Annotated in this window: 10 protein-coding genes and 1 rRNA gene; 2 read left to right on the top strand and 9 right to left on the bottom strand. The window is 35.3% G+C overall.

Annotated elements, in window-relative coordinates; all coding sequences use genetic code 11:
• Positions 1-6 precede the first annotated feature (6 nt).
• From ACODST_RS26095 to thrS, 9 genes are all read right to left on the bottom strand, one after another.
• Entirely contained in the window at positions 7-1,776 is a 1,770-nt protein-coding gene (locus ACODST_RS26095) for a tetratricopeptide repeat-containing sensor histidine kinase (RefSeq protein WP_488935028.1), read from the bottom strand.
• A gap of 2 nt (positions 1,777-1,778) precedes the next feature.
• Positions 1,779-3,557, bottom strand: coding sequence for a tetratricopeptide repeat-containing sensor histidine kinase (locus ACODST_RS26090; RefSeq protein WP_488935027.1), 1,779 nt, complete (start codon positions 3,555-3,557; stop codon positions 1,779-1,781).
• An 8-nt stretch (positions 3,558-3,565) separates the two neighbouring features.
• Positions 3,566-5,281: a tetratricopeptide repeat-containing sensor histidine kinase gene (locus ACODST_RS26085; RefSeq protein ID WP_488935026.1), complete on the bottom strand. Its 1,716-nt coding sequence runs from the start codon at positions 5,279-5,281 to the stop codon at positions 3,566-3,568.
• A gap of 182 nt (positions 5,282-5,463) precedes the next feature.
• On the bottom strand, positions 5,464-5,898 hold the full coding sequence (locus ACODST_RS26080; protein WP_488935025.1) for a carboxymuconolactone decarboxylase family protein: 435 nt from the start codon (positions 5,896-5,898) through the stop codon (positions 5,464-5,466).
• A 78-nt stretch (positions 5,899-5,976) separates the two neighbouring features.
• The gene (locus ACODST_RS26075) at positions 5,977-6,549 is read right to left on the bottom strand and encodes a Crp/Fnr family transcriptional regulator (protein WP_488935024.1); all 573 of its coding nucleotides are present in this window, start codon (positions 6,547-6,549) and stop codon (positions 5,977-5,979) included.
• 124 nt (positions 6,550-6,673) lie between these two features.
• Positions 6,674-7,018, bottom strand: coding sequence for a 50S ribosomal protein L20 (rplT, locus tag ACODST_RS26070; protein ID WP_008464948.1), 345 nt, complete (start codon positions 7,016-7,018; stop codon positions 6,674-6,676).
• Positions 7,019-7,118: 100 nt separating this feature from the next.
• Entirely contained in the window at positions 7,119-7,316 is a 198-nt protein-coding gene (gene rpmI / locus ACODST_RS26065) for a 50S ribosomal protein L35 (protein ID WP_026727505.1), read from the bottom strand.
• Positions 7,317-7,420: 104 nt separating this feature from the next.
• The gene (gene infC, locus ACODST_RS26060) at positions 7,421-7,975 is read right to left on the bottom strand and encodes a translation initiation factor IF-3 (RefSeq protein WP_373921656.1); all 555 of its coding nucleotides are present in this window, start codon (positions 7,973-7,975) and stop codon (positions 7,421-7,423) included.
• A 17-nt stretch (positions 7,976-7,992) separates the two neighbouring features.
• Complete coding sequence (gene thrS, locus ACODST_RS26055) at positions 7,993-9,939, bottom strand: threonine--tRNA ligase (RefSeq protein ID WP_488935023.1); 1,947 nt, start codon at positions 9,937-9,939, stop codon at positions 7,993-7,995.
• 382 nt (positions 9,940-10,321) lie between these two features.
• Here thrS and ACODST_RS26050 point away from each other — a divergent pair, with 382 nt between their 5' ends.
• The gene (locus ACODST_RS26050; protein ID WP_488935022.1) at positions 10,322-10,645 is read left to right on the top strand and encodes a hypothetical protein; all 324 of its coding nucleotides are present in this window, start codon (positions 10,322-10,324) and stop codon (positions 10,643-10,645) included.
• 527 nt (positions 10,646-11,172) lie between these two features.
• Positions 11,173-11,959, top strand: a 16S ribosomal RNA gene (locus ACODST_RS26045); the annotation flags it as partial.

Raw genomic sequence — 11,959 nt, 5'->3', positions numbered from 1 at the left:
ACTATTTTAAGCGGGCAATTGAATAAAAACTTTAAATCCCTGATTGGGATCCGAGGAAATATTCATATCGCCTTTAAGCTGAAGAATCCGGGTTTCAATAGTATGCAGTCCATTTTTATATATAATTTGATCAGTACCTATGCCTTTTCCATTGTCGGTATAATTCACAACAATATTTTTTCCTGTTTTTTTGAAATTAATTCCAACCAGAGAAGCCTGGCTGTATTTTCTCATATTTACGAGTAATTCCTGCAGAACTCTGTAAAGTACAATTTTTTTGTTCTTTTCTATTTTTAACCAGTTTACCTCATTTAAACCGTTTAGCAGTATGTTTATATCAGAGGTTTTAAATCCCGAAATCATTTCCTTCAGTCGGGAAACATATTTCTCATCAGTGCTTACAGGACTGTTTTCTCTTGAAATATTTCTGGTGTGGCTGTAAATTTTATCCAGATCATTCAAGAGTTTTGTTTTATTTACAGGAGTTTCAGGATCATAGTTTTTAACATACTGCAGCGAATTGTAAACCTTATCTGAAAGTTCGTTTCGCAGTTTTTCAGAGATCCTGTTTTCGCTTTCATAAACTGCAGTTCTTTTTGCGTTCTTTATTCTGGAAGATAAGAAAAAAGACAAAAGTATCACCAGACCTAAAGTAAATAGTATGAAAACAAAAGCAATTGTATTTCTGTTTTTATGCTGCTGCAGATAAAGTTCATTTTCAGCCTTTTCTGCTTTCAGTTTTAAATTCTCTTCTCTGTCTATTCGTGAAAGATATTTTACATTAGCAAACTGATTTTTAGAGGCCTGTCTGGCTTTTATTATACTATCAGTAAGTGTAATATAATCAGCGGTGTATTTTTTTAAGTCATTTCCTTTACCCATTTTTATTAATTGGGCAAGGCAATCTGTTTTTGCTATATCAGATTGTACTGATACAGCAGTTTCATACGATTTTTCTGCATATTGAAAAGCAAGTTCCGGATTACTCTTTTTGTAATAGTTTGCCAATACTTTGTAATTATAAATTAATATAAAACGATTATTATGTTTAATATTAATTGCCAGGCTTTTAAGAACAACTTCCAGTGCTTTTGTTTTTTTTAAATTAAAATAACATACCCCGAGACTATTGAGCATCGAAGCATAAAACTGATCGCTTAGTTTGGGATCTTTTTTATATACCATTTTTTTGGCGGTTAAGATCTCCAGTATCTCTGCAGCTTTTTGATAACGTTTTTGCGCTATGTATATATGTACAATGTCATTTAGAATTATTGCTTTTTTATAAGGTGTACCAGGAAGATGTAATGCCTTCTGATGGTATAACAAAGCACTGTCAAAATCATAATTATTGGCATAGTTAATGGCCAGATAGCTGTAAACATTTCGGGCGTAAATTGGTTTTTTGAGTTTAGCCAAATAAGGAAATGTTTTTATAAGGGTTTCTTCGCATGCTGTATAATTGCCGTTAATACTTTGAATGAATGCCATAGTAGACAAACAGTAAACATATTTTTCGTAGTCCGTTTTCGGGTCACACAGAAATTGAGCCTTATTAAAATAGTGAAAAGAACTGTCAAGTTCATCACGATCATAAAACGTATCAGCTTTAGCGATTAGTGTTTCAATTTTAGCCGAATAGTTTTTCTTAATGATTTTTTTTTCGGCTTTTTCTCCGCAGGACTGTACCAGCAAGCTCAGAAATAACCATGCAGGAATACAGTATTTCCGGTACTTTTTTAATTGATATTTTAAATAAAGGTTTACTTGCAGCATGTCTAAAATAAAATTTTAAGATAAATCTTAAATCCGTTGTCCAGATTCGAATCAAAAGCTGCTTCTCCTCTTATATTTGAAATTCGTTTTTCTATAATATGAAGCCCTCTTTTAGCTATGTCGTTAAGTTCAGTTCCTTTGCCATTGTCTGCGTAATTAATGACTAAATGTTTTCCGTAAATTTTAAAATTGATGCTGGCAATAGAGGCATCACTATGCATTGTCATATTTACCAGTATTTCCTGAAGGACCCTGTAAATCACAATTTTTTTATTCCGGTCTATTTTTTTCCAGTTTACCTCATTTAAACCGTTGAGTATTAAACTTAGACCGGTGGTTTTGAATCCGGACATCATTTCTTTTAACCTCACTGCATATTTCTCATCAGTTGTGATAGAACTGTTTTCTCTCGAAATAGTTCTGGTGCGCCCATAAATCTTATCAAGATCATTTAAGAGGTTCGTTTTATTAGTGCTGCTTTCAAGTTCATTGTTTTTAGCATAACCAAGTAAAGTATACACTTCGTTTGAAAGTTCATTGCGGAGTTTTTCAGAAATTCTGTTTTCACTTTCATAAACAGCATCTTTTTTCTCTTTTTGAGCTTTTAGAGACAAATAGAGTGATAGGAGCAGTAAAAATGCCAGAATAAAAATGATTATGATCGACAAAATAGTGTTACGGGTTATATGCTGCTGCAGGTAAAGCTCATTTTCAGCTTCTTCTTTTCTTAAGAGCAGATTTTCTTCCCTGTTCATTTTAGATTCATACTTCATGAAAGAAAACGGATTTCTGTTCGTGTTTTGAATCGTCATAATACTGTCAGTGACTTTTAGGTATTGCCGTGTGTATTTTTTTAGATCATTTCCCTCTGAGGACTTTACGAGTATGTTTAAACAAAGTATGATTTCCGTTTTAGATTTTACTTTTACGGCTGTTTTAAAGGCTTCTTTTCCATATTTTTTAGCCAGGGGCGGATTTATTTTTTCAAAATATACAGCCAGATGTCTGTAACTGTTTACTAATCCTTCACTGGTCTCCGGCTGCTGCCTGATTTTTAAAGCCTTGTAATAACATTGTAAGGCTTCGTCATGTTTTCCGGTTTCATAGTAACAATATCCTAAATTATCGAGAACAAAAGCATAGTTACTGTCATCAAGATTTTTATTTTTTGAAGTATGAATGTTCGCTGCCAGTATTTGATAGATTGCTATGGCCTTTTGATATTGCTTTTTGTTTTTATAAACAGCTGCGATATTGTTCAGTGCGACACGTTTTCTCCATAAAGTAGTAGGCAATTTTAGTGCTTTTTTAAAATAAAGTTCAGCATTACTAAAATCATAGGTACTCATATAAGTTAACCCCTGTATGTTATAAATAAGCCATGAATATCTGGGGTTTTTAATGAATTTTAAGTAAGGCAGGGCTTTTGCGGCAGCTATTTCACTGGCAGTGTAATCAGAATTTGAATAATGAAGATCTGCTATACAGTATAAAGCATAGACATAATCAGTTGCGTTAATTTCAGGATTACAAAGAGCCGCTGCTTTGGTGTAAGCAATAATAGCCGGTTCTCTGTTATCTTCGTCAAAATACACGTCAGCCTGGTCAATCAGTTTTTTAATTTCCTCAGCATTATTTTTTGCTTTCTCTTTCAGAACAGGGTTTTCGGTTTTATGAAGCACACATACATAAAGTGCTACCGATGCTGTTAGTAAAACAAACAGCACCAGTAAAGAATATTCTAAAAACAGCTTATTTTTTGAAAGTAGAAATGGCTTCATGTATGGTATTAATGAGGAATACTAAAAACAACTTTAAAACCTTTATTTACAGCTGAATTTACCTGTATTTCACCTTTAATGACCGCAATTTGATTTTCGATATTGTGCAGTCCGTTTTTGAAATTTATATTCTGAATATCAACACCTTTTCCATTATCATAATAACTAACTATGGTGTTTTTGCCCATAGGCCTGAAAGTTATTTCGGCGGTTGTCGCAAAACTGTGCTTTTTCATGTTTACCAAAAGCTCTTGCAGTATTCGGTATATAATTCTTTTTTTATCAGCATTAATCGATTGCCAGGACACAGAATCAATTCCGTCTATATTAATATGTATTCCGGGTGTGGCAAAACCCATAATCATTTCCTTTAAATTAAAGTAGTAGCTTTCATTTATGATCTGATCATTTTCCTTTGAAATATCCCGGGTTCTCGAATAAATGGCTTCCAGATTTTGTATTAGCTGCTGCTTATTTTCGGTTAACGAAAGATTTTTATGCTCCGCAAATGCCATGGTATGGTAAATATCGTTGGCCAGTTCATCATGCAGCTTTTTGGCGATCTTCGTTTCAATTTTATAGGCAGCTTCAATTTTGTCTTTATTGGCCTTAGAAGTAAAAAAGAAGTACAGTGCTATAATCAGACTCAGACTTAGTAGAATAATAATATATAAAATGATATTTCTGATCTTTTGTTTTTCAAGCAGAAGCGCATTTTTTGCTTTATTTGTTTTAAGGATCAAATTCTCATCTTTTTCTTTTTTGGAATTGTACTTAATTTTGGCAAACTGATTTTTAGCTTTCTGTCGTACTTCATAAATACTGTCTATTAAATCTACGTATATAACAGAATGTTTTTTTAGCTCAGCATCGTGACTGTTGCCTATTATGAGTTTAAGAGCAGCCATACGTCCGTCAATGTTATTTCCGGAACTATATTGGTCATAACTTATTTTCATATATTTTTTAGCCAGATCAGGATCTCTGTTAATATAAAAAAGTGCCAGGTTGTAACTGCTTTTAGCCGTTTCCCAATTATCTTTTAATTGAGTTCTGAGTTCTAAAGCATCCTTAAGAAATACATAAGCATCAGGGTCTCCGGTTTTAACAGAGCAATATCCTATTCTGTCAAGAATCTGAGCATGAATTCTTGGTGTTTCAATGACTTTTTTTCTGTCGGATAAAGAAAACAGAATTTTTAAAGCTTCCGCATATTTAATTTCATCAATGAGAACTTCGGCTAGATTAATCTGAGAAGAAATGTTTTTTAATTCGTCAACATTTAATAATAAAGCTTTGTTGAAGTAATTGGATGCTTTTTTAAACTGATACGTGTTTCTGTAATTGGTTCCTAAAATGGTATAAGCATTCCATACGTGTTTTTTATTACGCAGGTTTTTTAAATAGGGCAGCGCTTCATTTAATGTGGTTTCACTTCCAATAAAGTCATTTTGGCTTTGCTGGATTAGGGCCATGGAGTTTAGCGTAATAACATATATTTCCGGATTTAAGACCGGATCAGACATAGACTTCACTTCATTATAATAATAAAAAGCACTGTCTGTTTTTTGATTATTTAGCGACTGTCTGGCTTTTAAAGTGAGTTTGGTAATCTTTGCTGTCTGAAGATTAGAATTAACAGAATGACAATCTTTTTTCTGGCAGGCAGAAAACAGCAGAATGATTAGGAAAAGGTAGAAATTTGGGGCGTTTTTTGGTATCATGCGCCAAAAATAAAAAATCTAAATTCTTACGAAAGAGTATAAATACCTGTTTTTGTAAAATGACTTGTTTTGTATTTATGTGGTATTCATTTACAAGTAGATACAAACAAACCCTCTTGCGGGAGGGTTGTTAAAGTTTGGGAATGCCGTAAAATGTTGTAAAAATTATCCTTATAAAAGAATTAGACCGCTCTTAATCCTGTTGTGATCGCTAATCGGTTCCATGAGTTAATAGTGATAATGGCAAGGATAATTTCAGCTAAATATTGATCAGTAAACAAACGCGCGGCATTTTGATAAACTTCATCAGAAACATGCTGACTGATCAGGGTAACCTGCTCTGTCAAAGCTAAAATTGCTTTTTCTTCTTCAGTAAAAACATCCGCTTCGCGCCATGCACTGGTCAGGTAAATGCGCTGTTCAGTTTCGCCTTGTTTTCGGGCATCTGCTGTATGCATATTAATACAAAATGCACAGCCGTTTATTTGAGAAGCACGAATTTTGATGAGTTCTTTGTGTGTTGGTGTTAATGAAGTTGAAGCAATATATTTTTCTAAATTCATTAAAGCCTGATAAGCTTCAGGAGCTGCCTGTGGAATAACAATTCTTGGTTTCATTTCAATGTGTTTTAAAAGTTTGATACAAAGTTCCTCTATGTATACTTAAAAAAACTTGAACTACTTCAAGAATTGAGCTTACACTTTTCCTGCCCGTATTTTGCTCATAAATTCTGCCGAGAAATCCAGATAGGAGGCAAGCATGTATTGTGGCACGCGCTGGGCAAAATCCGGGTTTAAATTGTTAAAATGGTGGTATCTTTCTTCGGCTGACATTGTGAACAGAAATTTAATACGCATTTGAGCCGCACCAAATGATTTTTGAGAAACAATCCTAAAGTATCTTTCAAGCTTAGGAATCTCAATTAATAAAGCTTCAAGAGTACTTTTATCCAGTGCTATTATCTCGCAGTTTTCAACTGTCTGAATGTAAAAGTGAGAGGGAACATTATTGTGGTAACTTAAATAATCAGTTATCCACCAGTTCTCAATTGCAAACTGAAGGGTTTGTTCGGCCCCTTTGGGATTTATTATGTATTGTCTGGCACAGCCTTTTGCAATAAAATAGATCATGCTGCAGATCTGGCCCTCTTTTAGTAAATGTTCCTTCTTTTTTACTTTTATCAAATTCAGAGAGTTTTCTAAAGTATTTATTTCTGCCTGTTCCAGTACAACGAATTTTTGAATATGATTTAGCAGAGGTGTAAACATTATTAATTATTTTTTAAGAACGATTAAAGTTAAGGGAGTTTTTATTAAAAACAAAAAACCATTCGCCGCAGCGAATGGTTTTTTTATGATAAGTAAGTAATCTTAAATTGAGTTTATAAAACGTTTATTTTACTTTATTAAGAATTGCTTTGAAAGCTTCTGGGTGGTTCATAGCTAAATCTGCAAGAACTTTACGGTTCAATTCGATTCCGTTAGCTTTAACTTTACCCATAAACTGAGAATAAGACATTCCTTCTAATCTTGCTCCTGCGTTAATACGCTGAATCCATAATGAACGGAAGTTTCTCTTATTCTGTTTTCTGTCACGGTAAGCGTAGCTCATTGCTTTCTCTACCGCGTTCTTAGCAACTGTCCAAACGTTTTTACGTCTTCCAAAGAAACCTTTGGCTTGCTTCATTATTTTTTTTCTTCTTGCTCTTTTAGCAACTGAATTTACCGATCTTGGCATAATTTTAATGTGTTTTTGTAGCAGGCGTCCTGAATTGAATCAAAGGAACTTAAAGCCATACTCCAAGGTTATATAAATAATTTTTTAACCTAAAGAATTATTAGATAATTCTTAATTGTTGTTTAATGCTTTTCATATCTGTTTGGTGAACTAGCGCTGAGTGAGTCAAAGCTAATTTACGTTTTTTAGATTTTTTAGTCAAGATGTGACTTTTAAAAGCATGCTTTCTTTTTATCTTTCCAGAGCCAGTAACTTTAAAACGTTTCTTAGCGCTAGATTTTGTTTTCATTTTAGGCATTTTTCCTAGTGTTTTAATTTATTCTTACTTACTTATTTTTTTAGTTGTCAGTCTCGGTTTCCAGTATGCAGTGCGAAAACTGAAAGCTGAGACTTTAAACTGTTTTACTTTTTCTTCTTCGGAGCAATGAACATAATCATTCTCTTTCCTTCCAGAACCGGCATAGCTTCTACTTTTCCGTATTCTTCTAAATCTGTAGCAAGACGTAATAATAAAATCTGTCCTTGGTCTTTGTAAATGATCGAACGTCCTTTAAAGAAAACGAATGCCTTTAATTTAGCTCCTTCTTTTAAGAACTTCTCAGCATTTTTTCTTTTAAATTCATAATCGTGCTCATCAGTTTGAGGACCAAAACGGATTTCTTTTACGACAACCTGAGATGATTTGGCTTTTAATGCTTTATCACGTTTCTTTTGTTCGTAAACAAATTTTTTGTAATCCATGATTTTACAAACCGGTGGTTCTGCATTTGGCGAAATTTCTACCAGATCCAATTCGAACTGGTCAGCCAGACGCAGTGCATCAGCGATTTTAAAAACCCCAGGTTCAATGTTTTCACCTACAAGACGTACTTCAGGAACACGAATAAGATTGTTTATTCTGTGTGCGTCTTTTTTTTCTACTCGAGGTTGAAAACCTCTGTTACTTTTTATTGCTATGACTTTCTAAATTTAAGTTAAACTGTAAATACTTTTAATGTCTTTTTTATTTCTTCGTCTACAATCGAAGCAAATTCTTCGATAGAAACTGTTATGTTTCCTTTTCCTTCCTGACCGTGGCGGCGAATAGAGATCGTATTGTTTTTCTCTTCTTCTTCTCCAACAATAAGCATAAATGGAATTTTTTGCATTTCTGCATCTCTGATCTTTTTACCGATAGTTTCATTTCGGTTATCAATCAGGGCGCGAATTTCGTGATTTTCTAGCAAATCTAAAACTTTTTTCGCATAATTTTCGTATTTCTCGCTCAAAGACAAGATAATAGCCTGTTCCGGCATTAGCCAAAGTGGGAAATTTCCTGCAGTATGTTCTAGTAAAATTGCTATAAATCTTTCCATTGATCCAAAAGGAGCTCTGTGAATCATAACAGGGCGATGTAATTCATTATCAGCGCCTTTGTATGTCAGATCAAAACGTTCCGGAAGGTTGTAATCGACCTGAATTGTTCCAAGCTGCCATTGTCTTCCTAAAGCGTCCTTAACCATGAAGTCCAGCTTTGGTCCGTAAAATGCAGCTTCACCATATTCTACAACAGTATTAAGTCCTTTATCTTTTGCGGCGTTTATAATAGCATTTTCGGCTTTTTCCCAGTTTTCATCAGTTCCAATATATTTGTCTCTGTTCTCCTGATCTCTCAGTGAAATCTGAGCAGTAAAGTTTTCAAAACCTAACGAGCCAAATACATATAGTACAAGGTCGATTACTTTTTTGAATTCTTCGTCTAATTGTTCCGGGGTACAAAAAATATGGGCATCATCCTGAGTAAATCCTCTTACACGAGTTAAGCCGTGCAATTCACCAGATTGTTCGTATCTATAAACTGTACCAAATTCAGCGTAACGTTTAGGTAAATCTTTATAAGACCAAGGTCTTACATTGTAAATCTCACAGTGGTGAGGACAGTTCATTGGTTTCAATAAAAACTCTTCACCTTCTGCCGGAGTATGAATTGGTTGAAAACTATCTGCTCCATATTTAGCATAGTGACCAGAAGTTACATATAATTCCTTTTGACCAATATGTGGACTAACAACTTGTTCGTAACCAGCTTTCTTTTGAGCTCTCTTTAAAAATTGCTCTAAGCGCTCTCTAAGTGCGGCTCCTTTTGGTAACCATAAAGGCAATCCTTGACCTACTTTTTGAGAAAAAGCAAAAAGCTCAAGTTCTTTACCTAATTTACGATGATCACGACGTTTAGCTTCTTCAAGAAGTTCAAGATATTCCGTTAAGTCTTTTTGTTTAGGGAAAGAAGTTCCGTAAACACGAGTCAGCTGTTTGTTTTTCTCGTCACCTCTCCAGTAAGCACCGGCAACACTCATGATTTTTACCGCCTTGATGATTCCGGTATTCGGAATATGTCCGCCACGGCATAAATCAGTAAAAGTAGCGTGGTCGCAGAATGTAATAGTTCCGTCCTCAAGATTCGAAATTAATTCAGTCTTGTAAACGTTGTCTTTGTACATTTCTAAAGCTTCCGCCTTAGTTACCGGACGCATTTTAAAATCAAATTTTCCTCTTGCGATTTCAAGAATACGGTCTTCGATTTTTTTAAAATCAGCCTCAGAAATTTTCTGATCTTCAAAATCCACGTCATAATAGAAACCATTAGCAATTGCCGGTCCTAGAGTTAATTTAATTCCAGGATATAATTCCTCAAGAGCCTGAGCCATTACGTGCGAAGTCGAATGCCAGAAAGCTTTTTTTCCTTCAGCATCATTCCAGGTATATAAAATAAGATTACCGTCGGTCGTTAATGGAGTCTCGGTTTCAATAGTTGTACCATTAAAAGATGCAGAAATGACATTTCTTGCAAAACCTTCGCTAATGTTTTTAGCGACCTCCATTGGAGTTACGCCCTGAGCGAACTCCCTAATTGACCCATCGGGTAAAGTAATCTTGATCATTGTTTATAATTTTGTGAATGCAAATATAAGTGATTAGAAAAATACATACAATATATATGTATAAGATTACTTTAATATATGTTATGCTGAAAACAGGATGTGGTATATAGAAGAATAGCTAATAGTAAAAAGGGCTTTTAAAATGATAGTTATATGTAAAGCTCTTTTGTTTTGATTAATATGTATATTGTATCATGTAAAACTAAGTTATTGTTATAATATATAAGAGTGTCGAACCCGACAGGTTTTCAAAACCTGTCGGGTTTGTTTTTTATACATATATATAATAATGTGATTTCGATTTCCCGTAGAGACGCACCGCAGTGCGTCTAATGCGTGACAAGGACATGAGAGATGAGATTTAAGACATTGTAATTGGAATTTGGAATTTCAAAAATTGGGATTTCAATTTTCAGGAGCAATTTCCCGCTATCCGCCGCAATCTTTTTGTGCCGAACCCCGGCACAAAAAGGATTTCTCCCGAAGCTTCGGGACTATCGAGGCTAGGACATCGGTTTTCAGAAGAAATTCCAAGGAAGGAAGTAAGTTTTCAGAAGAACCAAAGGGAGTGAAAAGAGAAAAACTTAGCGTCTTTGCGCCTTTGCGAGAGCAAAAACAGCAGAAAAAGAGACTTTGCGCCTTGGTGCCTTCGTGGCAAACCACCCCAGGAAACAGCAAAACAAAGAAAAACCCCACAGGAATATAAAAAACTTTAAAATGTAAACAAGCTGTTACCAGTGAGTTAAGAAAAAAGGCAAAAAAAGATTAAAAAAAGATGGATAAAAAGCTTGAATAACTGGAAAAAGGTTCTACTTTTGCACCCGCAACAGCGAAAAACGTTCACAGAAATACTGACAGGAAATAAGAATCAAACGAAAAGAAATTTTCAAAAAAAAGATTCGAAAAAGCTTGTGAGATTTGAAAAATGCTTTTACATTTGCACCCCGCAAAACACGGAAAGTTCCTTGATAGACTGGTAAGAAAAACAAAAATATGAAACGAAAAAAAAGTTTCAAAATTTTTTAAATTTTTCTTGCAGGAAACAAAAAGAATTTTTAGTTTTGCACCCGCTTTGAGAAACAAGCGCAAAGACATAAAAATACGTTCGTAGACATATTGAATTGACAGCCGTTCCGATGCAAATCGGAACAAATAAAAAATAAGAGTAATAGAATCGCGAGATTCGAAAAGAACCGACTAGAAAAAAGCATCGCATATACATTATTAAAATATACGATGAAGAGTTTGATCCTGGCTCAGGATGAACGCTAGCGGCAGGCTTAACACATGCAAGTCGAGGGGTATAGTTCTTCGGAACTAGAGACCGGCGCACGGGTGCGTAACGCGTATGCAATCTGCCTTTCACAGAGGGATAGCCCAGAGAAATTTGGATTAATACCTCATAGTATTATAGAGTGGCATCACTTTATAATTAAAGTCACAACGGTGAAAGATGAGCATGCGTCCCATTAGCTAGTTGGTAAGGTAACGGCTTACCAAGGCCACGATGGGTAGGGGTCCTGAGAGGGAGATCCCCCACACTGGTACTGAGACACGGACCAGACTCCTACGGGAGGCAGCAGTGAGGAATATTGGTCAATGGACGCAAGTCTGAACCAGCCATGCCGCGTGCAGGATGACGGTCCTATGGATTGTAAACTGCTTTTGTACGAGAAGAAACACTCCTACGTGTAGGAGCTTGACGGTATCGTAAGAATAAGGATCGGCTAACTCCGTGCCAGCAGCCGCGGTAATACGGAGGATCCAAGCGTTATCCGGAATCATTGGGTTTAAAGGGTCCGTAGGCGGTTTAGTAAGTCAGTGGTGAAAGCCCATCGCTCAACGGTGGAACGGCCATTGATACTGCTGAACTTGAATTACTGGGAAGTAACTAGAATATGTAGTGTAGCGGTGAAATGCTTAGATATTACATGGAATACCAATTGCGAAGGCAGGTTACTACCAGTGGATTGACGCTGATGGACGAAAGCGTGGGGAGCGAACAGGATTAGATACCCTG

The organism is Flavobacterium sp. FG19 (assembly GCF_057809475.1).
Note: the sequence above shows the minus strand (reverse complement) of the source record. Positions and strands in the feature narration are given on the sequence as shown.

Excerpts from the sequence above, each read along its gene's own strand:
- ACODST_RS26090 (WP_488935027.1), bottom strand. The coding sequence starts at position 3,557 with ATGAAGCCATTTCTACTTTCAAAAAATAAGCTGTTTTTAGAATATTCT.
- rpmI (WP_026727505.1), bottom strand. The coding sequence starts at position 7,316 with ATGCCTAAAATGAAAACAAAATCTAGCGCTAAGAAACGTTTTAAAGTT.
- rplT (WP_008464948.1), bottom strand. The coding sequence starts at position 7,018 with ATGCCAAGATCGGTAAATTCAGTTGCTAAAAGAGCAAGAAGAAAAAAA.
- ACODST_RS26095 (WP_488935028.1), bottom strand. The coding sequence starts at position 1,776 with ATGCTGCAAGTAAACCTTTATTTAAAATATCAATTAAAAAAGTACCGG.
- ACODST_RS26075 (WP_488935024.1), bottom strand. The coding sequence starts at position 6,549 with ATGTTTACACCTCTGCTAAATCATATTCAAAAATTCGTTGTACTGGAA.
- thrS (WP_488935023.1), bottom strand. The coding sequence starts at position 9,939 with ATGATCAAGATTACTTTACCCGATGGGTCAATTAGGGAGTTCGCTCAG.
- ACODST_RS26080 (WP_488935025.1), bottom strand. The coding sequence starts at position 5,898 with ATGAAACCAAGAATTGTTATTCCACAGGCAGCTCCTGAAGCTTATCAG.
- ACODST_RS26085 (WP_488935026.1), bottom strand. The coding sequence starts at position 5,281 with ATGATACCAAAAAACGCCCCAAATTTCTACCTTTTCCTAATCATTCTG.